We start from the raw sequence: 22,101 nt of genomic DNA on the forward strand, positions 1-22,101 counted from the left end.
ACCTGGGAGATGGCGTTTTGTCGGGAAAAGGCAGCAATTCGGTCAAGGTTCGGCACTATAACGAGCGTTTCGTGCTCGACGCCATCCGCCGCTTGAAGGAGGCATCCAAGTCGGACCTGGYGCGCGCCGCCCACCTCACCCCCGCCGCCGTCGCCGATATCGTCGACGGACTGGAGCAGGCCGGTTTCGTAAAGCAAGTGGGAAAAAGGTTCGGGCAGCGCGGATCGCCATCGATCCTCTATCGACTGGCGCCGGAGCGCATCTACAGCGTCGGCATCAAGATCGGCCGGCGCGCGCTGGAAGCCGTGCTGGTCGATTTCGCCGGCGAGGTGCGGGCGCGCGCATCGCACGAGTACCGCTATCCGGATCCGGATCTGGTGCGCAGGGCCGGCAACACCTCGCTCGCCAATTTCGAGGCGCTGGTCGACGGGCTCGACGATGCCTCGATCGTCGGCGTCGGCATCGCCTCGCCMTATTTCCTCGGCGGCTGGAGCGAGGAGCTGGGTTTTCCGGACGACCTCGGCGATCGCTGGGAAGCGATCGACCTCATGACCTTCTTCGCGACGCCGCCAAAGGTTCCGGTGTTCATCGAGAACGACGCCACCTCGGCGGCGTTGGCCGAGCTCGTGCAAGGCGCCGGCGCGCGCTTCCACGATTTCATGCATATCTCGATCGACACCTTCGTCGGCGGCGGCCTGGTGCAGAGCGGCAAGGTGCATACCGGCCCACATGGCAACAGCGCCGCGCTCGGCCCGCTGCCGGTCTCGCCGTCGAGCCTGGATTCGGTGGCGGCGAAGCCGGCGCGCTACCAGAGCCTGCTGCACCGCGCCTCGATCTATGTGCTGGTCAATCACCTGAAATCGCGCGGCATCGAGATCGTCAGGGTGCGCGAGCTCGACCCCATGCCGCCCGGCGCGCGCGAACCGCTGTTCGAATGGATCGAGGACTGCGCCAACGCGCTGGTCGAGGCGATCATCGCCATCACCTCGGTCATCGACATCGAGGCGATCGTGCTGGACTCGATCCTGCCGCGCTCGATCCATCTCGAATTGCTGGCGAAGGTGCAGAACCAGTTCAACCGGGTCAGCGCCATCGGCATTGTCGCTCCGGAAATCGTGCCGGGGCAGTTCGGCCCCGAAGCCTCGCCGATCGGCGCGGCCATGCTGCCCTTCTCGGCGCTGYTCGCGCCCGACAGCAGCGTTCTGATGATCGGCAAGGACCGGACGAAGCTCTTAGGCAGCCTCTCGGCGCTTGCCGGCCAGGCTGAACGGGCGGGTTAGTTCACGCGGGATCGTTGGTAGACCCGATCGATGATCTCATGCACGGCCAGCGCGCCGTCGCCGCGCGGCAGCGGGCGCCCCGAACCAATGTCGTCGATGAAGGACGCCACACATTGCTTCCAAGCAAGCGTCAGATCGGCATGATCGCCGGCCACCGCCATGGATCGAGAATTCAAATCGGCGTCGAAATAGCGCAAGGGCTCCTGGTCGCCATTGGCTTCGGGCCAGTAGTCCAGCCCTCCCTTGTCGCCGATAACGCGCACGCGGTTTTCGTCGGGGCCGGCATAGGCCCAGGCCACATCGCATCTTATCTCGACGCCCTTGTCCGAGCGCAGAGAGACACTGGCCCGGTCCTCGACGTCGAACTGGGTTGCGGACGCCTCGACCGGCTGATGCGGGCTCCAATCGCCAAGCCCTTTGCCAAGGGGACCCAAGCTGCGCCAGATTCTTGACTCGGTCACGGCCGCGCTTGCGCTCCCGGACAGCCACAGAGCCAGGTCGATGACATGCGGACCAAGGTCCGCGAGCACGCCGCCGCCCGCGGTCTGCTTGCGGGTGAACCAGGTGCCGAAACCAGGGATGCCGGCTCGCCGCAACATGCGCAGCTCGACCGTCTGAACATTGCCGATGCGGCCGGCCTCGATGGCATCTCTGATGAAACGCATGGACGGCCGGTGACGCTGAGGCAGGTTGACGGCGAAGCCGATGCCGGCTGCCGAGGCCCCATTGACCATGGCCCGGGCATCGTCGAGCGAGGTCGCGATCGGCTTTTCCATCAAGATGTGCAGCCGCGCTTTGATCGCGGCTTCGGCCGCCTGGCGGTGCAGGAAATTCGGCAAGGCGACCGCCACCGCGTTGAGGCCATCGACGCCCGTCGCCTCCTCGATGGTCCCGGCAACCGTCGGAATCCCGAATTCGGCGGCGAGCTCACCGGCGGTCTCTTTGTTGCGGCCGTAGATCGCCGCCACGTCGACCCTGGCATCGCCAAGCAAGGCGGGCAGATGGGCGCGCCGCACGATCATTCCGGTGCCGAGGACCGCAACCTTGAGCTACTTCACTGCGCTTTCCTTGGAAGGGGCCGGCGGGAATTCCCGCCGGCCCGTTTGAAGATCAGTTCTTGCCGCAGGTGTCGGCCATGTCGGGCGTGCACTTGACGAAGCCGGTGTCGATATAGGGCGGCACCGTCTTGCCCTGCTTCAGCTCGTGCAGGGCCTCGATCGACTTGTAGCCCATATTGTACGGGCTCTGGCCGACGAGGTAATGGGCAAGCCCATCCTTGAGCAGCGGCAGCTGCGGCGCGAAGGCGTCGCCGAAGGAAATGACGAGGTCCTTGGAATCGACGCGGTCCTTCACGCGGCCAACTGCCTGGCGGTAGGCCGACGGCGCGTATTGCGCCCAGCCGCCGACGGCGACGAAGGCGTCGAGCTTGGGATTGGCCACCAGCACGTCGTTCATCTGCTGGGCGGCGAGGCTGATGTTGTCATTGTTGTAGATCGGGCAGCCGTCTACCTCGGTCCAGCCGTTCTCGCCGGCAAGACGCTTCACCGGCTTGTCCTTGGAGACATTGGCCAGCGTGTCGCGAATGCCCTGGACGCGCAGGTCGAGATTGAGCGAGCCGGCCGTGCCGGTCTGGATGCAGACCGTTCCGCCCTTCGGCTTGTATTCGACGACCTTCTTCGCCAGCTCGACCCCGAAATTGTAGTTGTCGGTGCCGATGAAGGTCGAGCGCAGGCCGGCGTCCTCCTGCAGCAGATCGCCGTCGAAGGTCACGATCGGGATTCCGGCGGCCTTGGCCTTCTCCAGCAGCCGGGCCACGGACTTCGGATTGGTCGCGGAGACCGCGATGCCGTCGACGCCCTTGGTCAGCACGTCGTTGATGACCTGGAGCTGCTGGGCCTCGTTCACCTCCGACGGGCCGATGTAGTAGCACTCGACGCCGAGGTCCTTGGCGGCCTTCTCGCAACCCTCCTTGACCGGGGCGCTGAAGACGTCGTTCACCGTCTTGACGATCACCGCATAGGTCTCGGCCGAAGCCGGCGCGGCTGTCGTGCCGGCGGCAAGCGCCGCCGCGATCGCGGTCGCGGCCAGCCGCAACGTCAGTCTGTTGATGATGCCTGTCATGATGTTTTCTCCTCTCTTTTGATGTGTCGTCTGCACGAATTGCGCGATCCCTCCCGGACATGATCTGCGGACCGGGCGCATGGGCTCGGCCTGTCCGGGAGGGTGCTAGGCGCGGGTGGAGCGGAACCGTTCAAGCAGTACCGCGAACAGGATGAAAAGGCCGACGAAGGTGCCCTGCCAGAACGGGTTCACGCCGGCGAGCAGCAGGGCGTTGCGGATCACTTCGATCAGCACCGAGCCGATGACGGCGCCGAAGGACGTGCCGAAGCCGCCGAGCAGGTTGGCGCCGCCGATGACGGTCGCGGCGATGACCTGCAGTTCCTGGCCCTGGCCAAGCGCGTTGGTGGCGGCGCCCATCCAGCCGACGAGGAAGATGGCGGTCATGCCGGTCATGGCGCCGAGCAGCGCATAGGTCGAAACCTTGACGCGATCGACCGGGATGCCGGAGAGACGCGCGGCGTTTTCATTACCCCCGATGGCGCGCACGTAGCGGCCCCATCTGGTCATCGACAAGAGCCACTGCATGACGACGGCCGAGACGATCACGGCCCACAGCACATTCGGCACCCCGAGGAAGGAGCCGCTGCCCAGCGCCAGCAGCGTGTCGCCCGCCTTGCCGAAATCGTAGACCACCTGGTTGTTGGTGACGACCAGCGTCTGCGAGCGCACCAGGCTCATCATGCCGAGCGTGACGATGAAGGGCGGCAGCTTCAGGTATGAGACCAGCGCGCCGTTGACGATGCCGACGAACGTGCCGACGAGAAGCACGAACAGCACGACGACGGCGAAGGGATAGCCGCTGGCGCAGAACAGGCCGAGCAGCACGCCGGTCAGGCCAAGCGTGGAACCGACCGAGATGTCGATGCCGCCGGTCATGATCACCGGCGTCATGCCGATCGCCATCAGCGCCGTGAAGCAGAAATTCTGCAGGATGTTGGCCATGTTGGCGCTGGTGAGGAAGCGCGGCGCGATCATGCCGACCACGGCGCCGATGATCAGCACCGCGACGACGATCCAGAATTCCTGGCTGCGCAGCATCTCGCCGAGCTTGCTGCGTTCCGACAGGCTGAAGACGGAATCCAGGTTGCTTGCGTCCGGAGACTTGTTCATCTCATCCTCCCCTGTTGCCTTCAGGCCGCGGCCTTGGCGCCGACGATCAAGGCGGTGATTTCCTCGGGCGAGCTGGTCGAAGCGAGCTTGTTGGCGACCAGGTGGCCGCGCCGCAGTACCATGATGCGTTCGCACACGCCGAACACGTCGGGCATGCGGTGCGAGATCAGGATGACGGCGACGCCGCGCTCCTTGAGGCGCTTGATCAGCGCCAGCACCTCGGCAACCTGGCGCACCGAGATCGCAGCCGTCGGCTCGTCCATCAGCACCAGCTTGGCGTCGGCCAGGCGGGTGCGGGCGATGGCGACGGCCTGACGCTGGCCGCCCGACATGCGCTTGACCACGTCGCGCGGCCGCGTCTCCGACTGCAGCTCGCGGAACAGCTCGGCGGCGCGCTCGCGCATCTTGCGGTGGTCGAGGAATTTGAACGGGCCGACCGAGCGCATGATCTCGCGGCCTAGGAAGACATTGGCGGCGGCGCTCAGATTGTCGCAGAGCGCCAGGTCCTGATAGACGATCTCGATGCCGGCGCGGCGGGCATCGGACGGCTGGCTGAACTGGACCTCCCTGCCGTCGAAGACCATCTTACCCGACGAGGCCGGGAAGTTGCCCGCGATCATCTTGACCAGCGTCGACTTGCCGGCGCCGTTGTCGCCCATCAGGCCGACGATCTCGCCCGGCTCGATCTTGAAGGACACGTCCTCGACGGCGTGGATGGCGCCGAACTGGCGCGAGATGTTCTTCAGCTCCAACAGGCTCATGGCAGGGACTCCCGTTCTTGCTTGGCTTCGGATGCCGGCATCGATCGCGCCGCGGCATAGTCGTCGGCGGCCTTGAGACCGCCATAGAGGACGGCGCGCCAGYCGAGCCCGGCCCAGCGCAGATCCATCGGGCGGCCCGTCTCGGCGAAGGGCGCGCGCAGCGCCACCAGTTCCTCCAACTGCCGGCGCGGGAATGCTTCGATCGCGCAGACCCCTCCCCCGAGCACGATGGTGGCCGGGGAAAACAGCGCCACCGCCGTGCCGACGGCGAGCGCTTGATCGCGCACGAACCGGTCGACATCCGCGTTGAGCTCAGGGATGCGCCGGGACTGGACAAAGACCTCGGTGACCGGAACGCCGTGCCGGGCGGCGATCACTTCCAGAGCGCGGCCGGAAACATAGGTTTCCAGGCAGTCGGTACGCAGTCCTTCCAGCGTCCTGCCCTCATTGCCGAACGGCATGTGGCCGATTTCCAGCGCCCAGCCGCCGCCGCGAAAGGCTTCGCCGCCCTGCAGGAAGGCGCCGCCGACGCCCGTGCCGAAAAACAGGCCGAGCACGCTGTCGGCGCCTTTCGCAGCACCCGCGATCGCCTCGCCCGCAAGCACCAGCACGGAGTCGCGTTCGATGATGACGGGGAAGCCAAGCAGCGCGCCGAGCTCGCTCGCCAGACGATGGCCGTTGAGCTCGGGCACATTGCCGGCGAAGAGCACGCGGTCGCCGTCGGTATCGATGAAGCCTGGAACGGTCGAGACCATCAGGTCGGGGGGGGTAAGGCCCGCCTCGGCACAGAACTCCCTGACGAGCCTGGCGAAGCTGCCGACGGGATCGGCGTTGCGCAGCAAGGCCGACGGGAAGAGCCGCTCGCCGGCCTGCGGAACACGGTCGACGATCATGCCGCATTTGACCGAGGTGCCGCCGACATCGACGACCAGGATCGAGCGGATCGAGGCGCGCGTCATCGGTCGCCTCCCCTGCCCGGAAGGAAGCCTGCCAAGGCGTTCCGGAACTCGGCGACATAGGCCGCGCGGTCGATCGTCTTCGACGTGATCTCGGCCAGCCGGGCGCCCGGGATGAGCCCGGCCAGCTCGCGCGCATAGGCCAGCGGATGGACGTAGTCCTGGTCGTTGCCGATGACGAGCGCCGGCTGCCGGATCGCCTCGATCCGGGCGCGGCTCACGCCGGGCCAGTCGAGCGGAATGCGCGACAGGAGCGCGATCGTGGTATCAGGCCGCGGGCGCCTGAAGAAACCGATGAGCGAGGCCGCATTGTCGGGCGAGGCCGCCATGACCTGGAGGAACTCAGGCGCGGCGCGAAAACGCTCGGCGCCTTCATCGACGCCGTATTTTTCGAGGTATTGCGCCGCGACGTGATAGCCGTGCTGGCGCTCGATGGAAGGTCCGTCCACCCAGGCAGGCCGCGCCAGCACCAGCTTTGCGACGCGCGGAGCGTTGAGGCTTGCAAGCCTGAGCGCGATCGCCGCGCCCAGCGATATGCCGCCGACCCCGGCCTGCTCGATGCCGAGATGGTCGAGCAACGCCAGCGCGTCTTCGGCGAATTGCGCGATCGAGAGGCGCGACGGATCGCCAAGCGCGGAGGCGCCGTGACCCCGGCACATCAGCGTGATGCGTTGCAGGCCGGTGCTTTCGGGGAACACTTCGACCGGCTGGTCGAGGGGCGCGCCGAGCCCGTGCTGCCACAGCACCGGCTGCCCTTTACCCTCGACATCGAAGGCAAGCGCGCAGCCGTCGGCGGTGATGAAGCTGCCGGCGGTCACGATATGTCCTCGAGAAGCGCGCGAAGAGCTGCGCCCGACGCGGCCGCATCCTTGTGCTCGAAGCCATGCGCGACGACCGCCTGGCCGTAGCCGCAGGAGCGCAAGAGCCGAAGGAAACGGTGCAGGTCGACGGCGCCGGCGCCGGTGGCGACAACCTTGCCGGCGCGGTCGATGTCCTTGGCGTGAGCCAGGATGATGTTCTCGCCGAGCAGGTCGACCGCCTCTTCCATGACCCGGGCCTGGTCGCTCAGCCTGTCGCCGACGAGATTGGCGGCATCGAGGATGATGCCGAGGCGCGGATTTCTGACCTCGTCGAGGATGCGGCGCGCGAGAACCGCATCGGCGACCACGTTGCCGGGCTCGGGCTCAATGCCGAGCCTGACGTCGTGCCTCTCGGCAAGCTCGAGCGCCGCCTCGAGCTCGGCGCGCATGTCGGCCCAGGCGTCCGCCGAGGCGTTGCCGGGGTGGGCTGCCCACATGTCGTCGGCGTTGCGCGAGCCGGTGCACAGCGTCACGATCGGCGCGCCAAGCAGCGGGGCAGCGGCCACGACATTGGCGAAGCGGGCGCGGGCGGCTCGGCGCAAGGCCTCGTCCGGGTGAGCCATGTTGTAGGTGCCGGAAAGGCCGGCGATCGCCAGGCCCCGCTCGCGGGCGGCTTCGGCGAAGGCCGTCAGGTCACCGGTAGGGATAGTGTCGGGAAGGCTGGCCAGTCCGAGGCATGACAGGTTGAACTGCATGCCTTCGTAGCCATCCCGCGCGATCGCCGAGAACAGCTGGCCGACGGAGCCGAGCGGATAGGTCCGGGCAAAGATTGCGGGATACATCAGACCGGCCCCGCAGCGTCCGCCAGATCGACGGGCTTGCCGCTGCGGACCGACTGGCCGATCGCCACCATGGCGCGGACGGAGGCGACGCCGTCCTCGATCGAGGCGCCGTTCATCGGCACGCCGTTCAAGACGACATCGGCGAAGCCTTCGAGCTGACGGCGGTAGAAATGCCCGTCGGCGCCGAGCACGCGCTCGGAGGAGGCGCTGCTCTCGCGAAAAATGTCGACCTCGCTCGACTTATAGTACCAGGGATTGAAAATCTTGCCGACGGCGCTGCCGTTCTCGCCATAGAGCTGGAAGCCTTCGTGCCAGTCCATCCGGATCGGCAGCGTCAGATCGAGATGGCCGAGCGCGCCGTTTTCGAATTCCGTGTCGACGAACCAGCAATGGGCGCCGAAGCGTTCGAGCAGACGCGCCTGGACCGACTTGATCGGCCCGGCCAGATAACGCGCGAGATCGACGAGATGGCTGCCATGCGCCAGCATGAAATAGCGCTGGCGGTCGGCTTTCTGGTCCCCGGCCGGYTTCAATGCCTTGGCGCCGTTCCTCGGCACCGGCTGCACGGCATCGGTCATGGTGTAGCGATGAGTGGAATCGCAGTACCAGGCCTTCAGCGCCAGCAGCGAGCCCATCTCCTTGGTGACGAACTCATGCGCCGCCTGGATGCCCGGATCGAAACGCAGCATATGGCCGATCTGCAGCACAAGGCCGGTGCGCTCGACATGGACCTTCAGGTCCTCCGCCTCCTCGACCGACATGGCGATCGGCTTTTCGCAGAGAACATGCTTGCCGGCCGAAAGCGCCTTGATTGCCGCCGGAACGTGGAAGGCATCGGAAATGCCGATGACGACCGCCTCGACCTCGGGATCGGCGAGCATGCGGTCATAGTCGTCGTAGATGCTGATCGCGTCGTAGAAGGAGCCGAAGCGGCGTGCCAGATCGACATCGGCGTCGCATACGGCCTGGAGGACGACGTTCCTCCCCTTCTGCGCCGATTCCAGATGCGCGAACTGGGATATTGGTCCGCAACCGAGGATACCGATGCGCAGACAACGGGCGTCTTTCTTGACGGGCACGGGCTCGCTCCCTGATATTTGTTTTTGTCTTATACAAAAACAAATATCACAAACGGCGGCGCGTCAAGGGCGGTTCCTGGGAATTTCGGCGATTGCCCACCTTATTTCAGTGAATCGGCGCAAACGCTGGGATTGGCTAAGACCTTCCAACCTCGTCATCCCTGGGCGGAGCAGCCGCGAAGCGGCGTCGCGGAGACCCTGGGATCCATTCCGCGACGTTGCGCGAGGATAAAGGCGGAGCAGAACCGTACTCATTCTGAACCGCTGCAACGCTCACAGGTAACGGAATGGATCCTCGGGTCTGCGCGCGTCGCTTCGCTCCTTGCTCCGCCCGTGGATGACGACTTGATCAGCGTTTCGGCTAATCTCGAAGGTTGCGAACGCTTTGCCCCACGCTGTAGCGGAACTACAGCGTGCTGGCTTCGAGGTCCGGCAGAGCGAAAAGCGTGTCACGGATGGTGGCCGCCGCGCCGATCGCGGCGCCGTCGGCGCCGAACTGCGCCACCCTGATCTCGGGCATGGCGAAACCCGCCAGAAGCCGTCGCTTGATGTCGGCCTGGATGCGCCGGCTGAGTTTTGGGTAGAGGCCGGCCAGCGGACCGCCAAGCACGATGCGACCGGGATCGAGCAGATGGATGGCGTTGACGAGGCCGGCGGAAAGGCCACTGACCCAGGCGTCGAGCACAGTGTCCACATCCTTGTCGCCGACATTGGCGAGCAGCATCTGGACGCCGTCGGCCACCGGCTGGCCCTCTTCGAACAGCCGGGTGAAAAGCTTCGCGCCGGCCAACATCTCGAACGTATCAACGCGTCCGCTGGCGGAAACGATGGTGTGGCCGATTTCGCCGGAATAGCCGTGTCCGCCCATCACGACGCGGCCGTTATCGATGATGGCGCCGCCGATGCCCTCGGCCAGGAGAACGACCAGCATGCTGCCGGCCTTCGCCGTGGCGGAGGCGGCGAGCTCGGCATTGGCGAAGGCGAAGGCGTCGTTGCAGACCATGACCGACCAGTCGGCGGGCGACCTGGCCGTCAGCTCCGCCTGCAGGGGATAGTTGCGCCATTCCAGGAACGGCGCATGCACCACGCTGCCGTCACGCCCGACGAGGCCCGGCACCGAAATGCCGATGCCTTCGACCTTGTCCTGCAAGCCGGGGTTTTCGTTGAGCAGCCTCTCGATCAAGGAGAGCAGCCTGGCCGATATATGCCCGGCATCACGGTAGCGCGGACCGGTCGGCTCGACGATCCGGCTGACGACGTTCATCTGCAGGTCGAGCAGCACTCCGGTCAGGGAACGCGTGCCGACATCGGCGCCGACAAAATAGGCGCCCGAAGGGTTGAGCGACACGCCAACGCCAGGACGGCCCTTGCGCGATTCGGGCGACATTTCGGCGCTCTCGACGACCAGGCCGGCATCGAGCAGCACGCGCATGGCATTGCCGATGGTAGCCCGTGTCAGCCCGAGCTGGCGGGCCATTTCGGCGCGCGAGAGCTGCCGGCCGTTTTGCAGCAGTCGAAGGCAACGCCTTGCATTGATGTGGCGCAGTAGGCTTGTCGTATTCAAGGCGACGTCTTCAGGTTGGGCCCCGAGCAAATAACATCGGGCGCGAGCAATCCAAAGAAATTTCCTTGTCGGCTCGCGCGACGTGACGCGGACCCTGCCTCAAACCGGCAGGCTGGTCTCCCCCACCGACAGGTGCTGTTCGATAGGCGGATCGATCTTGGTGTCCTTGACGAGGCCGGCCAGCACCCTGTCCACCGACAGCCTGCCGGAACCGGCGAGCGCCAGGACGAACATGCCGCCGGCGATCGCCAGATCCTTCTCGAAATGCAGCAATTCGTTCTGGCTGGCGAAATTGGTGTGAAAGAGGCTGGCCGTCATCAGACAAAACAGGCCGAGGCCGATCGCGCCCAACCGCGCCAGGATGCCGAGCGCCACCGAAAGCCCGGCGCCGAGTTGCAGCGCGATGGTCGCCAGAAGCAGCGGCGTGCCGACGCCGAGCGCGGCCATCGCCTTCTCGGCGCCCTCGAAATGCGTCGCCAGTTGCAGACCCTCATGCACGAAGATCAGCGATAGAAGCAGGCGGCCGGCAAGCAGGACCACGTCCCTGGCGTAAAGCTTTTCGGTTAGTTCGGTCGGTGTCATTGTCGGCTCCAATCTTTAGTAACAGTTGGCCGCTACGCGTCCGCATGGACGCACGTGCTCGATGTTGAAAGGTCGGAGCCGGCGCGAGGGAGAGGAACGCCGGCTCCGGTTTTCGGGCGCTACCGCCGTGGCGCCCAAAAGTCGGTACTTGTAGGGGCAACGTCAGTGCCGGGCCCCTCTCCGGCCGCTTCGCGGCCACCTCTCCCCGCTTTGCTGGGCGAGGAAATAGACGCTTTACTTCGTCACCTTGGTGTCGATCGCCTGCTTGAGGTCGGAAAGCTCCTCGCAGCCCGCCGGACAGAGTTTTTGCAGCGAAGCGAGCTGCTCGTTGGCCTTGGCCATGTCGCCGGTCTCGACATAGAGCTCGCCCAGATATTCATGCGCGGCCTTGTGGTCGGGCTTAAGCTCCAGCGCCTTGGTGTAGTAGGTCAGCGAGGTCTGGTAGTCGCCGGTCTTGCGCAGCGTGAAGCCGAGCAGGTTGTAGACATCGGCCTGCTGGTTGTCCTGCGCGAGATCGCGCAGGTCGGCCAGCGCGCCCTTGTAGTCCTTGGCGTCGATCTTGGCTTTCACGGCCGTCAGGTCGGGCGCGTCGGCGCCTTCAATGTCGTCGACGGCATAGGCCGGAACGGCGATGGCGATGGGGGCCGCGGTCAGCACCGCAATGGCGCCGAGCACCGCGAAAAGTGCGTGTTTCATGGGAGTTGTCGCTTTCTGTTCAGGATCCGATTCCGATCAGATCTGGGTTGGGGTGAAGGCGTAGGCGTTGCCGTCCTTGACGAAGCTGCCTGTGCCGGGGAACGGGAAGTGCGAGCCGCAGATGCGGACATTGTCGGCAATGACCTGGTCGATGATCTTGTGGCGCGTGGCGATCGCCATCGGCCCGTCCTGGTCGTAGCTGCCCTGCCATTCGGGATGCGGGGCAAGCAGCGCCGGCACGTACATGGTGTCGGCCGAGACGAGGAACTGCTCGGAGCCGGCATCGACATGGTAGACCGAGTGTCCAGGCGTGTGGCCGGGCGCCGCCATGAGGCGGATGCCGGGCACCACTTCCGTGCCGTCGTCGACCAGCTTCCAGTTCTTCCACTTCGGGAAGTTCTCGGCGATGCRCTTGCCCGCCGGCTTGCGGCCCTCGGGCAGCTTGGCCAGGCGGCTCGGATCCGTCCACCAATTGTATTCGGTGGCGTTGACGATGAGCTCCGCATTCGGGAACACCGGATTGTTGGTGCCCTTCTCCATCAGGCCCCAGACATGGTCCGGATGGAAATGCGAGATCATGATGGTGTCGATCGCCTTGTAGTCGATGCCGGCTGCCTTCATGTTGGCCGGAAGATGCGTGGCGTTGGCCTGCCACTGTCCAACGCCGGAACCAGCATCCATCATGATGGTGCGGCCGTTCATCTGGAGAACGACGACGGTGAGCGGGATCGGCATGAACTCGGTGGTCAGCCCCGCCTTGGCGAGCGCTGCCTTGGTGTCGTCGACCGACACGTCCTTGATGAAGGCCGGGTCGTGAGGCTTGCGCCAGATGCCGTCATAGACGGCGGTGACCTCGAGCGAGCCCACCTTGTATTTGTAGAAGCCGACCAGCGGCTCGACCGGGGTCTCGGCGTAAGCCGCGGGCGCGAACTCCAGCTTGCCGGCAATGCCGAAGGCGGCAGCGGCGGCGGCGGAACCGAGCACCATGCGGCGTGTCATGTTGAACATCAGAAATCTCCTCTTGTGGCTGCAAATCTGCTTCAGGTTTCAGGCGGTAATTCATTGGTCTGCCGCATGTCACCCAAAGCACTGCGCAGTTTTGGGCGACATGCGGGGAATGGCGGAGGGCCCGGTGCTGCCCTCCGCCGGCTGCGAAACCGGCGCCGGCCGTCGCGACTGAAGACCGGCCGGCGCCGGGGAGATCGGGACGTCTGGTCGTTGAGCCGGGGCGAGGCGTGCCTTCCTCACACTGGCGTCCGGACCTTCGGTCCCGGCTCCAAGGCGAGGACCTTTCGGTCCCGCCGGCTCAACGACCCCAAATGCCCTGGCCGGGCTCTTCCGCAGCAATCCTGGCCGCCGGCTTCATGTCGTGGCGGTCCATGTCCGGCTTCGCGATGGAACCGGTGGCGATGGTGTCGATGGCGACGGCCTGCTGGCCGCCATTCGTCCAGGGGAAACGGTCGCTGCCAGCAAAGGCGCTGCCGGTGGCAACGAGAATGGCGAGAGCGGCGAAGACGGTTCTGTTCATATGCGTAGTCCTTCCGGGTTGGTTGATGCGTGCCTTGGGAGGATGGCCTCGCTACAGCCAAGACCCGGAAGGCCCGCGCTTTATTCCCGGGACGCGGAAGATTTTTTGAGACGCGCGAAATCAGGACCGAGACGGCTGAGCGACGGCCGTCATCGAACTGTCACACCCAAACGGGTCGCGCATGCTAGAAACGCTGCTTGGCCGCCCCCGCGAGCCCGACCGCATCAAGAGCCGGCGAAGCCGCCATGAACATCGCCCTCCCCGCCGAAGGCACCGACCTCTCGCCCTATCTGCCGGACGAGCACGGGCTGTTCTTCATCTATCATTTCAAAGCCGACGGTTCCCGCACCAAGGATCCCGCCGAGGCGCACTGGACTTGGCGCAGCTACCAGATCACCGACATGCGTGCCCGCCAGGAGATCGGCGCCGAAGAGGCCCTGCCGGCGCCGGTGCGCGATGCCTTCCTGTCGCCCAGCCATGGCTGCCAGATCGACTTCGAGGACGACTTCCTCTATGGCGACCTGCCCGACCTCAGGCACGATTTCGCCGAGGCGCGCGGGCTCACCCATTTCCGCTTCGCTTTCAACGACCGGATGCTGGTCGGCGCCCGCAAACAGCCGCTGGAATCGGTCGACAAGATCCGCAAGCTGGTGGAGAACGGCACGCGCAAATTCCGCACGCCGGCCGAACTGATCGAAGCGGTGATGGGTCAGTCGCTCGACGGCATGGCGGCCGAGCTCGACAAGATGGGCGACACGCTCGACGGCATCGAGGACCGCATCGTGTGCGATGCATGGCACAATGAGCGCCAGGCGCTGGTCGACGCGCGCCGGCAGCTGGTGCTGATCCATCGGCAGATGGCGACGCTCACCAACCTCTTCCGTCACCTAGACCATTCGCATCGCAATGAGCTGCCCGACCCGATCAACGACATGGCGACACGTCTCTCGCACCGGGCGCACACGCTGCACCATGACGGCGAGCAGTTGCAGGCGCGAACAAGGCTGCTGCAGGACGAGCTGATGGCGAAGCTGACCGAGCAGTCGAACCAGCTGCTCTATATCCTCTCCGTCATGACGGCGGTGCTGTTGCCGATGACCATCATCTCCGGCCTGTTCGGCATGAATGTCGGCGGAGTGCCGCTGGTCGACATGCCGTCCGGATTCTGGGTGGTGACGGCCATCTCGGTCGTCATCGCCGCCATCGTCTATATGGTCGTGCGACGGCTGGGGCGCGTCTGAGGGCAGATGCCTTATCTTGTCGCGGGAGCCGCCTGGCGGATCTCGCGCCCCTTGAACATCGACCAGCTGTAGACCGCAAGCGCGGCCCAGATCAGCGCGAAGGCGATCGCCTGCGTCGTGCCGAACGGTTCGTCGAAGACGAGCACGGCGATCAGGAACACCATAGTCGGCGCGATATATTGCATGATGCCGATGGTGGAGAGGCGCAGCAGCCGGGCGCCGAAGGCAAAGAGCAGCAGCGGCACCGCGGTGACCGGACCGCAACCGATCAGCAGCGCGGTGTCGGCACCGGTGCTGGAGATGAAATGATCCTGGCCGGTGGCGATCAGGTAGAGGATGTAGCAAAGCGCCGGCACCGACAGCAAAAGCACTTCGAGCAGGAAACCCTGGCTCGGGCCGATCGGCAGCGTCTTGCGGAAGAAGCCGTAGGCGGCGAAGGAGAAGGCGAGCGCCAGCGACACCCAGGGCAGCTTGCCGGCCTCGACGGTAAGCACCGTCACCGCGATCGCGGCCAGCGCCACCGCGACGATCTGCAAGCGGTCGAGCCGCTCGCCGAGCAGCACCGCCCCAACGACGATCACCACCAGCGGATTGATGTAGTAGCCGAGCGCCGTCTCGACGGTGCGGCCGACGGAGATCGCCCAGACATAGATGCCCCAGTTGACCGAGATCAGCACGGCCGTCAGCGCGGCCATGGCAAGGCTTTTGGGCGAGCGGATCGCCGCCTTGAAGTCGGCGGTGCGGCCGGCCCAGATGAGCACCGCCGCCGCGATCGGCACCGACCAGACGACGCGGTTGGCGATCACCTCGGCAAGCGGCAGATGCGCCACCGCCTTCATGTAGAAGGGCAAGAGCCCCCAAAGGAAATAGGCGCCGAGCGCCAGTAGGAAGCCGCGGCGACCCTTGGCGTCCTGATCGAGATCGGCTGTAGCGGTGACCATGGCCTAACGCTATGGCCCAGCGCACCGTCCAAGACCATCACAAAATTATGATGGATCAACGGACTGTTGGTGATGGTTCAAACGAGCTCGGCGCCCTTCCTCACCCCACGCAGTGGGGAGAGGTGGCCCGGCGGAGCCGGGACGGAGAGGGGTCAGCGCGGCGGCTGACAATTACTGCTTCGGGATAAGTGTCGTTGTAATCAGCCCTAGCACCCTCCCCTGCATCGACTCTGGCTTCGCGGAGGGCGTCCCCTCTCCGTCCCGGCTTCGCCGGGCCACCTCTCCCCCGCTTCGCGGGGGAGAGGAAAGGAGCCCTCACTCCGCCGCCACCAGTCCCGCCATCTCGCGGTTCTTCATCAGCTTGTAGATGATCGAATCCATCAGCGCCTGGAAGGAGGCGTCGATGATGTTTTCCGAGACGCCGACCGTCCACCAGCGTGCGCCGGTGGAATCATGCGATTCGACCAGCACGCGGGTGATAGCCTCGGTGCCGCCGTTGAGGATACGCACCTTGAAGTCGGCGAGCTCGAGGTCGACGATCTCGCTCTGGTACTTGCCGAGGTCCTTGCGCAGCGCAATGTCGAGCGCGTTGACCGGGCCATGACCCTCGGCCACCGACATCTTCTCCTCGCCGTCGACCAGCACTTTCACGATCGCTTCCGAGACCGTCTTCAACTGGCCGTTGGCGTCGAAGCGACGCTCGACCATGCAGCGGAACGAGGTGACGGTGAAGAACTCAGGCAAGCCATGCAGCATCTTGCGCGCAAGTAGCTCGAAAGAGGCGTCGGCGCCTTCATAGGCGTAACCTTCCGCCTCGCGCTCCTTGACGACGGCGATCAGCGCGTCGAGCCGATGATCGTCCTTCGGCACCTCAATGCCGCGCCGTTTCAGCTCGGCGAGGAAATTCGCCTTGCCGCCCTGGTCGGAGACCATGACGCGGCGGCGGTTGCCGACGGCTTCCGGCGGCACGTGCTCATAGGTCGCCGGCTCCTTGGCGAGAGCCGAGGCATGGATGCCGGCCTTGGTGGCGAAGGCGGACGAGCCGACATAGGGCGCCTGCGCTTCCGGCGCGCGGTTGAGCAATTCGTCGAAGGCGCGGGAAAGCCTGGATATTCCGGTCAGATCCTCGGCCGAAATGCCGGTTTCAAAGCGATCGGCAAAGGCGGGCTTCAGCGCAAGCGTCGGGATGATGGTGATGAGGTTGGCGTTGCCGCAGCGCTCGCCGATGCCGTTCAGCGTGCCCTGGATCTGGCGCACGCCGGCTTGGACGGCGGCCAGCGAATTGGCGACCGCCTGGCCGGTGTCGTCATGAGCGTGGATGCCGAGATGGTCGCCGGGGATGCCGCCGGCGATGACCTTGCCGACGATTTCGCGCACTTCCGAGGGCTGCGTGCCGCCATTGGTGTCGCACAGCACCACCCAGCGCGCGCCGGCATCAAAGGCGGTCTTCGCGCAAGCCAGCGCGTAGTCCGGGTTGGCCTTGAATCCGTCGAAGAAATGTTCGCAATCGACCATCGCCTCCTTGCCGGCCGCGACTGCCGTCTCGACCGAGGCGTTGATCGATTCCAGGTTTTCCTCATTGGTGCAGCCGAGCGCCACGCGCACATGATAGTCCCAGCTCTTGGCGACGAAGCAGATGGCATCCGACTTCGACTGCACCAGCGCCGCCAGCCCCGGGTCGTTGGAAGCCGAGACTCCCGCCCGCTTGGTCATGCCGAAGGCGACGAATTTCGCGCTTTCCGTCCGCTTCTTCTGGAAGAAGGCCGTGTCGGTCGGGTTGGCGCCCGGATAGYCGCCCTCGACATAGTCGATGCCGAATTCGTCGAGCAGCCTGGCGATCGCGATCTTGTCCTCGACGGAAAAGTCGATGCCCGGCGTCTGCTGGCCGTCGCGAAGGGTGGTGTCGAACAGATAAAGGCGTTGCTTTGTCATGGCAGTAGCTCGAAATGCCGCGCTCCTTCAGTGTGGAGCGCGAACGTACATCACTATTTCCCCGCGAACCGATCCGTCGCCCGGATCAGCCGATCCAGGATCCCGGGCTCCGAATAGGCGTGGCCGGCGCCCTCGATGAGGTGGAAATCCGCCTTCGGCCAGGCTTTGTGCAGCGCCCAGGCGTATTTCGCCGGGCATGGCATGTCGTAGCGGCCGTGGACGATGGTGCCGGGGATGTCCTTGAGCTTCCAGGCGTCGCGCAAAAGCTGCCCTTCCTCCAGCCAGCCGGCATGGACGAAGTAATGGTTCTCGATGCGGGCAAAAGCGATCGCATAGTCGTCCTGGCCGAACGGGTCGCTGGTCTCGGGCTCAGGCAACAGCGTGATCGTCTCGCCTTCCCAGATGCTCCACGCGCGAGCCGCCTCGACCTGTGCCTTGCGGTCGGAACCGACCAGCCGCTTGCGATACGCGGCCATCATGTCGCCGCGCTCGGCCTCGGGGATCGGCGCCAGGAAGCGCTCCCATTTGTCGGGGAACATCTCCGAGACGCCGAACTGATAATACCATTCGAGCTCGGCGCGGGTGAGCGTGTAGATGCCGCGCACGACCAACTCGCTGACACGCTGCGGATGCGACTGCGAATAAGCGAGCGCCAGCGTCGAGCCCCAGGAACCGCCGAAGACAAGCCATTTGTCGAAGCCCGCCATCTCGCGCAGCCGCTCGATGTCGGCGACGAGGTGCCAGGTGGTGTTGGCCTCAAGCGAAGCGTTGGGCGTCGACTTGCCGCAACCGCGCTGGTCGAACAGGATGACGTCGTAGAGCTTCGGGTCGAACAGCCGCCGGTGTTTCGGCGAGATGGTGCCGCCCGGGCCGCCATGCAGGAACACGGCGGGCTTGGCGCCCCTGGTGCCGCAGCGCTCCCAGTAGATGGTGTGACCGTCGCCGACGTCGAGCATACCCGACTCGAACGGCTCGATCTCGGGATAGAGCGAGCGCAAGGAACCGCTGTGTATCGTCATAGTTTCAAGCCCTGCTGCGGCCAGTTGGCCGTCTCGTGGTCGGGATGCTGGAAGGAGATGATCTGCTCCTGCCGTCGATAGAAATCGGGGTCGTCGAGGATCGGCGCCTCGAAGATCTTCTCCACCCAGGGCAGCCGCACGGCGTAGTTGACCTGGATCTGGGGCGCCAAGTCGGAGCGGTCGTCGAAGGCGCCGATGGCGATCTCCAGCGCGCCGGGCTGGCGGTAGGTCAGCGGCGTGCCGCAGCGGGCGCAGAAGCCGCGATCGATGTTGACCGAAGACTGGAAATAGCTCGGCTCCTCATGGGTCCATTCGACGCCGTCCTTCGGCACCGTCACCAGCGCGCCGAAGAAATTGCCGAACTGCTTCTGGCACATGCGGCAATGGCAGATGGACGGGCGCCCAAGCTTGCCCTTGATGCGGAAACGCACGGCGCCGCACTGGCAGCCGCCGGTTCGAACTTCATCGGTCATGGTTTTTCCTCCGGCGGCCATTGGTCGGTGTCGTGATCGGGATGCTGATAGGAGACGAGCTCGGCGAGATACGGCGCCGACGAGACATCGCCCATCGTCTCCTCCGACGGCAGTTTCGGGATGCCGTCGACATAGGGAAGCTTTGCCTCGACACCCCATTGAATGGTGGGCGCGATGCCGGCCGGGTCGTCGAAGGCGGCGATCGCCAGCGCTACGCCGTCCGGAGCCTCGAAAGTCAGCGGCGTGCCGCATTCGGCGCAGAAGCCGCGCCAAGCAGCATTGGACGAGCGGAAACGTTTCGRCTCGCCGCGCGTCCAGTCGAGCGTGGCGCCGCGCACCGACACCAGCGGCAGATAGAAATTGCCGCTCGCCTTCTGGCACATGCGGCAGTGGCAGACCGAGGCGTCGCCCAGCGCGCCTTCGACACGGAAGCGCACGGCGCCACACTGGCAGCCGCCGGTGTAGACCGGCCTGTTGTCGAGGCTCATGGCTCGCTCCTGGTCATCGGCTCACTCCGGGTCATGGCAGACCGCCTCGACATTGTTGCCGTCGGGATCGAAGACGAAGGCCCCGTAATAGTTCGGGTGATAGTGCGGGCGCAGGCCCGGCGCGCCATTGTCCCTGCCGCCGGCGGCAAGAGCCGCGGCATGGAAGGCATCGACCTCGGCGCGGCTGCGCGCGGTGAAGGCGATATGCTGGTGGTCCTTCGGCTTCTCCTTGCCTGCGCTCACCCAGAACACCGGCCGGTCGCGGCCATAGCCGCCGACCTTGGCGCCACCGGTATATTCCTGCGGCACCATGTAGAGCAGCGACGCCCCCAGCGGCGCCATCGCCTTGTCGTAGAAAGCCTTGGATGCGTCGAAATCGGATACGGTGATGCCGAGATGATCGATCATGGAACGAGCTCCTCCGTTAGTGGCGCGGCGGCCAGCCCGGCCGCGATGACGATGTGCTGGCAGACATTGTCGATATCGCGGATCACGTCGTCGTTCCAGAAACGCAGGATGGTCCAGCCAAGCGCTTCAAGCTTCGCAGTGCGCGCCGAGTCGGAAGTCGAGACTTCCGCAAGGGCGTGCTGAGAGCCGTCAATCTCGACGATCAGCTTTTTGTCAGGGCAGGCAAAGTCAACGATGTAGCCGGCGATAGGCATTTGCCGCCGAAAGGAAAGGTCCATCAGCCTGTTTGCTCGAACTTCATTCCAGAGCTTCAATTCGGCATCGGTCATTGCCTTGCGCATCTTGCGCGCATTGCCGCGACTGACGGGCGATACATGATGATGGGTCATCGCGAGGCCCCCCTCTCTGCCCTGCCGGGCATCTCCCCCTCAAGGGGGGAGATCGGCAGCTTCGCCGACGGCGCCAAATCGTCAACGTCGGCGATTGGCGAAAGCCAAGGCGACGTCCAATCTCCCCCCTTGAGGGGGAGATGTCCGGCAGGACAGAGAGGGGGGCCTCGCTCCAACCTCTCCATCAAGAGAGCATCGCCCCTCACCTTTTGATCTCCCACGTCGTCACGCGCTCGCCCGTCGCGGGGTCCTTGCCGTCCTTCAGCTGCACGCCCTGCGCCAGCAGCTCGTCGCGAACCCGATCCGCCTCCGCCCAGTTCTTCGCCGCGATCAGCGTGAGCCGGTCCGCGATCGCCTTGGCGACCGCCGCCTCGTCCACCTTGGCCGCGCCGACGTCGAAGCCGAGGAAGGCCAGCGCTGCCTTCAACGAAGCGGCGGCTTTCTCGCCGCCGGCGTCGCCCGCTTCGCTGGCGAGCTGCGTCAGTCCCTGGAAGGCGGCGTAGGTGGCGAGATCGTCGGACAGCGCTTCCACGACCCCGGTCGGCAGATCCGTCGAGGCCGCAGGCGCCAGGTCTGCCGCCCGCTTCCATTTGCGCAGCGTGTTTTCCGCCTCCTCAAGCTTGCGCACGGAAAAGTCGATCGGCTCGCGGTAATGAGTCATCAGCATCGCCAGCCTGAGCACCTCGCCGGGCCATTTCCTACCGCCGAACGTCTCGGTCTCCAGCAGCTCATGGATGGAGAAGAAATTGCCGAGGCTCTTCGACATCTTCTGGCCTTCCACCTGCAGGAAGCCGTTGTGCATCCACACGTTGGCCATGACCTTGGTGCCGTGGGCGCAGCGCGACTGGGCGATCTCGTTCTCGTGGTGCGGGAAGATCAGGTCCAGCCCGCCGCCGTGGATGTCGAAAATCTCGCCGAGATAGGCGGCCGACATGGCCGAGCATTCGATGTGCCAGCCGGGCCGGCCCCGGCCCCACGGGCTTTCCCAGCCGGGCTCTTCGGGCGTGGACAGCTTCCACAGCACGAAGTCGCCGGGGTTCTTCTTGTGCGCGTCGACCGCGATGCGCGCGCCCGCCTGCTGCTCGTCGAGATTGCGCTTCGAGAGCTCGCCATAGTCCGGCATCGAGGCGGTATCGAACAGCACCTCGCCGCCGGCCACATAGGCGTGGCCGCGCTCGATGAGTTGCCGGATCAGCGACAGCATGTCGGCCTTGCCGTCGGCGCGGGGCGCGACGAACTCGGTGGCGCGCGGTTCAAAAGTCGGCTGCAGGCAGCCGAGGGCCGCGACATCCTTGTGGTATTGGTCGGCGGTCTTTTCGGTGACCTTGCGGATCGCGTCGTTGAGCGACAGCTTTCCGGCCGCGATCTCGCCGCCGAAATCGCGCAGCGCCCTGGCATTTATCTTGTCGTCGACATCCGTGATGTTGCGCACATACGTGACGTGGCTTTCGCCGTAGAGATGGCGCAACAGGCGGAAAAGCACGTCGAAGACGATCGCCGGCCTGGCATTGCCGATATGGGCAAAGTCATAGACGGTCGGGCCGCAGACATACATGCGCACATTGCGCGGATCGATCGGAACGAAACGTTCCTTCGTCCGCGTCAGCGTGTTGTAGAGGCTGAGGCCCTTCGATGCGTCCGACATGCGTGCCCTTCCGATCCGTTACTTCAGTTGAGCATGATCTGATCCGAAAACCGGTGTCCACTTTTCGGGATCATGCTCTGGTCGGAGCCTTGTCTGCGCCGAAAGCGCAAATCAGGCTCCAGCCTGCTGGCCGGGGCGTTTTTCCGATCTGGGGAAAGATGAGGCGAAAACGTCCGGACCAGCGCGAGGCTAGCCAATAATGCAAATGCCACAAATGGCGAAAGACGTTTTCATGGGCGGCTTTAT

The 22,101-nt window shown here is 65.2% G+C and carries 23 protein-coding genes and 1 pseudogene; 2 read left to right on the forward strand and 22 right to left on the reverse strand.

All coding sequences use genetic code 11. The features are described 5' to 3' along the window. The first annotated feature begins 17 nt into the window (after positions 1-17). Positions 18-1,280, forward strand: a complete 1,263-nt coding sequence (locus LCM4577_RS31340; RefSeq protein ID WP_071074646.1) for an ROK family transcriptional regulator — start codon at positions 18-20, stop codon at positions 1,278-1,280. Here LCM4577_RS31340 and LCM4577_RS31345 read toward each other — a convergent pair. The 14 genes and pseudogenes from LCM4577_RS31345 to LCM4577_RS31410 all read right to left on the reverse strand — a co-directional run bounded on the left by LCM4577_RS31345 (position 1,277) and on the right by LCM4577_RS31410 (position 13,319). After that, positions 1,277-2,014, reverse strand: a complete 738-nt coding sequence (locus LCM4577_RS31345) for a Gfo/Idh/MocA family oxidoreductase (protein WP_338012050.1) — start codon at positions 2,012-2,014, stop codon at positions 1,277-1,279. The genes LCM4577_RS31340 and LCM4577_RS31345 overlap by 4 nt on opposite strands. After that, positions 1,991-2,317 (reverse strand): annotated as a pseudogene (locus LCM4577_RS31350) (Gfo/Idh/MocA family protein); the annotation flags it as partial. The pseudogene LCM4577_RS31350 and the gene LCM4577_RS31345, both read right to left, overlap by 24 nt. 73 nt (positions 2,318-2,390) lie before the next feature. Further along, the gene (locus tag LCM4577_RS31355; RefSeq protein ID WP_071074648.1) at positions 2,391-3,401 is read right to left on the reverse strand and encodes a sugar-binding protein; all 1,011 of its coding nucleotides are present in this window, start codon (positions 3,399-3,401) and stop codon (positions 2,391-2,393) included. Positions 3,402-3,506: 105 nt separating this feature from the next. After that, positions 3,507-4,511 carry an ABC transporter permease gene (locus tag LCM4577_RS31360; protein ID WP_052468986.1) on the reverse strand — a complete coding sequence of 335 codons (1,005 nt, stop codon included), beginning with the start codon at positions 4,509-4,511 and terminating at the stop codon, positions 3,507-3,509. 20 nt (positions 4,512-4,531) lie between these two features. After that, positions 4,532-5,272: an ATP-binding cassette domain-containing protein gene (locus LCM4577_RS31365; protein WP_040984558.1), complete on the reverse strand. Its 741-nt coding sequence runs from the start codon at positions 5,270-5,272 to the stop codon at positions 4,532-4,534. Beyond that, entirely contained in the window at positions 5,269-6,231 is a 963-nt protein-coding gene (locus tag LCM4577_RS31370) for an ROK family protein (RefSeq protein ID WP_071074649.1), read from the reverse strand. Before LCM4577_RS31370 ends, LCM4577_RS31365 begins: the two co-directional genes overlap by 4 nt. Beyond that, entirely contained in the window at positions 6,228-7,046 is an 819-nt protein-coding gene (locus LCM4577_RS31375) for an alpha/beta fold hydrolase (protein WP_157900520.1), read from the reverse strand. Before LCM4577_RS31375 ends, LCM4577_RS31370 begins: the two co-directional genes overlap by 4 nt. Next, positions 7,043-7,870: a sugar phosphate isomerase/epimerase gene (locus tag LCM4577_RS31380; protein ID WP_071074651.1), complete on the reverse strand. Its 828-nt coding sequence runs from the start codon at positions 7,868-7,870 to the stop codon at positions 7,043-7,045. The genes LCM4577_RS31375 and LCM4577_RS31380 overlap by 4 nt, the downstream gene beginning before the upstream one ends. Beyond that, complete coding sequence (locus tag LCM4577_RS31385) at positions 7,870-8,949, reverse strand: Gfo/Idh/MocA family protein (protein ID WP_071074652.1); 1,080 nt, start codon at positions 8,947-8,949, stop codon at positions 7,870-7,872. Before LCM4577_RS31385 ends, LCM4577_RS31380 begins: the two co-directional genes overlap by 1 nt. A 406-nt stretch (positions 8,950-9,355) precedes the next feature. Next, positions 9,356-10,426 carry an ROK family protein gene (locus LCM4577_RS31390; RefSeq protein ID WP_131803548.1) on the reverse strand — a complete coding sequence of 357 codons (1,071 nt, stop codon included), beginning with the start codon at positions 10,424-10,426 and terminating at the stop codon, positions 9,356-9,358. 186 nt (positions 10,427-10,612) lie between these two features. Next, complete coding sequence (locus LCM4577_RS31395; protein ID WP_071074654.1) at positions 10,613-11,095, reverse strand: DoxX family protein; 483 nt, start codon at positions 11,093-11,095, stop codon at positions 10,613-10,615. Between the two features lie 234 nt (positions 11,096-11,329). Then, positions 11,330-11,791 carry a tetratricopeptide repeat protein gene (locus LCM4577_RS31400; protein WP_071074655.1) on the reverse strand — a complete coding sequence of 154 codons (462 nt, stop codon included), beginning with the start codon at positions 11,789-11,791 and terminating at the stop codon, positions 11,330-11,332. A gap of 36 nt (positions 11,792-11,827) precedes the next feature. Next, complete coding sequence (locus LCM4577_RS31405) at positions 11,828-12,799, reverse strand: MBL fold metallo-hydrolase (RefSeq protein WP_071074656.1); 972 nt, start codon at positions 12,797-12,799, stop codon at positions 11,828-11,830. 298 nt (positions 12,800-13,097) lie between these two features. Then, positions 13,098-13,319 (reverse strand): DUF680 domain-containing protein, encoded by a 222-nt coding sequence (locus LCM4577_RS31410; RefSeq protein WP_040984544.1) that lies wholly within the window; start codon positions 13,317-13,319, stop codon positions 13,098-13,100. Positions 13,320-13,564: 245 nt separating this feature from the next. Between LCM4577_RS31410 and LCM4577_RS31415 the strand changes: the two genes are divergently transcribed. Then, entirely contained in the window at positions 13,565-14,560 is a 996-nt protein-coding gene (locus LCM4577_RS31415) for a transporter (protein ID WP_071074657.1), read from the forward strand. An 11-nt stretch (positions 14,561-14,571) separates the two neighbouring features. Here LCM4577_RS31415 and rarD read toward each other — a convergent pair whose 3' ends face one another. The 8 genes from rarD to cysS form a co-directional block, all read right to left on the reverse strand. Further along, on the reverse strand, positions 14,572-15,501 hold the full coding sequence (rarD, locus tag LCM4577_RS31420) for an EamA family transporter RarD (protein ID WP_071074658.1): 930 nt from the start codon (positions 15,499-15,501) through the stop codon (positions 14,572-14,574). A 315-nt stretch (positions 15,502-15,816) separates the two neighbouring features. After that, positions 15,817-17,433 (reverse strand): citramalate synthase, encoded by a 1,617-nt coding sequence (cimA, locus tag LCM4577_RS31425; RefSeq protein WP_071074659.1) that lies wholly within the window; start codon positions 17,431-17,433, stop codon positions 15,817-15,819. Between the two features lie 53 nt (positions 17,434-17,486). Next, positions 17,487-18,452: a prolyl aminopeptidase gene (pip, locus tag LCM4577_RS31430; RefSeq protein WP_071035692.1), complete on the reverse strand. Its 966-nt coding sequence runs from the start codon at positions 18,450-18,452 to the stop codon at positions 17,487-17,489. Continuing rightward, the gene (locus LCM4577_RS31435; RefSeq protein ID WP_116390226.1) at positions 18,449-18,925 is read right to left on the reverse strand and encodes a GFA family protein; all 477 of its coding nucleotides are present in this window, start codon (positions 18,923-18,925) and stop codon (positions 18,449-18,451) included. Before LCM4577_RS31435 ends, pip begins: the two co-directional genes overlap by 4 nt. After that, entirely contained in the window at positions 18,922-19,413 is a 492-nt protein-coding gene (locus tag LCM4577_RS31440; RefSeq protein WP_071074660.1) for a GFA family protein, read from the reverse strand. Before LCM4577_RS31440 ends, LCM4577_RS31435 begins: the two co-directional genes overlap by 4 nt. 21 nt (positions 19,414-19,434) lie before the next feature. Further along, on the reverse strand, positions 19,435-19,821 hold the full coding sequence (locus tag LCM4577_RS31445) for a VOC family protein (protein ID WP_071074661.1): 387 nt from the start codon (positions 19,819-19,821) through the stop codon (positions 19,435-19,437). Continuing rightward, positions 19,818-20,210 carry an endonuclease domain-containing protein gene (locus tag LCM4577_RS31450; protein ID WP_071074662.1) on the reverse strand — a complete coding sequence of 131 codons (393 nt, stop codon included), beginning with the start codon at positions 20,208-20,210 and terminating at the stop codon, positions 19,818-19,820. Before LCM4577_RS31450 ends, LCM4577_RS31445 begins: the two co-directional genes overlap by 4 nt. Before the next feature lie 202 nt (positions 20,211-20,412). Then, positions 20,413-21,855, reverse strand: coding sequence for a cysteine--tRNA ligase (gene cysS, locus LCM4577_RS31455; RefSeq protein WP_071074663.1), 1,443 nt, complete (start codon positions 21,853-21,855; stop codon positions 20,413-20,415). Positions 21,856-22,101: the final 246 nt, after the last annotated feature.

It is taken from the genome of Mesorhizobium sp. LCM 4577, assembly GCF_001854795.2.
In the GTDB taxonomy this organism is placed as follows: Bacteria; Pseudomonadota; Alphaproteobacteria; order Rhizobiales; family Rhizobiaceae; genus Mesorhizobium; species Mesorhizobium plurifarium.

Coding starts and splice junctions, on each gene's coding strand:
- cysS (WP_071074663.1), bottom strand. CDS start 21,855: ATGTCGGACGCATCGAAGGGCCTCAGCCTCTACAACACGCTGACGCGG.
- LCM4577_RS31450 (WP_071074662.1), bottom strand. CDS start 20,210: ATGACCCATCATCATGTATCGCCCGTCAGTCGCGGCAATGCGCGCAAG.
- LCM4577_RS31360 (WP_052468986.1), bottom strand. CDS start 4,511: ATGAACAAGTCTCCGGACGCAAGCAACCTGGATTCCGTCTTCAGCCTG.
- rarD (WP_071074658.1), bottom strand. CDS start 15,501: ATGGTCACCGCTACAGCCGATCTCGATCAGGACGCCAAGGGTCGCCGC.
- LCM4577_RS31400 (WP_071074655.1), bottom strand. CDS start 11,791: ATGAAACACGCACTTTTCGCGGTGCTCGGCGCCATTGCGGTGCTGACC.
- LCM4577_RS31395 (WP_071074654.1), bottom strand. CDS start 11,095: ATGACACCGACCGAACTAACCGAAAAGCTTTACGCCAGGGACGTGGTC.
- LCM4577_RS31380 (WP_071074651.1), bottom strand. CDS start 7,870: ATGTATCCCGCAATCTTTGCCCGGACCTATCCGCTCGGCTCCGTCGGC.
- LCM4577_RS31345 (WP_338012050.1), bottom strand. CDS start 2,014: ATGGTCAATGGGGCCTCGGCAGCCGGCATCGGCTTCGCCGTCAACCTG.
- LCM4577_RS31415 (WP_071074657.1), top strand. CDS start 13,565: ATGAACATCGCCCTCCCCGCCGAAGGCACCGACCTCTCGCCCTATCTG.
- LCM4577_RS31390 (WP_131803548.1), bottom strand. CDS start 10,426: ATGGCCCGCCAGCTCGGGCTGACACGGGCTACCATCGGCAATGCCATG.
- LCM4577_RS31355 (WP_071074648.1), bottom strand. CDS start 3,401: ATGACAGGCATCATCAACAGACTGACGTTGCGGCTGGCCGCGACCGCG.
- pip (WP_071035692.1), bottom strand. CDS start 18,452: ATGACGATACACAGCGGTTCCTTGCGCTCGCTCTATCCCGAGATCGAG.
- LCM4577_RS31410 (WP_040984544.1), bottom strand. CDS start 13,319: ATGAACAGAACCGTCTTCGCCGCTCTCGCCATTCTCGTTGCCACCGGC.
- LCM4577_RS31445 (WP_071074661.1), bottom strand. CDS start 19,821: ATGATCGATCATCTCGGCATCACCGTATCCGATTTCGACGCATCCAAG.
- LCM4577_RS31365 (WP_040984558.1), bottom strand. CDS start 5,272: ATGAGCCTGTTGGAGCTGAAGAACATCTCGCGCCAGTTCGGCGCCATC.
- LCM4577_RS31435 (WP_116390226.1), bottom strand. CDS start 18,925: ATGACCGATGAAGTTCGAACCGGCGGCTGCCAGTGCGGCGCCGTGCGT.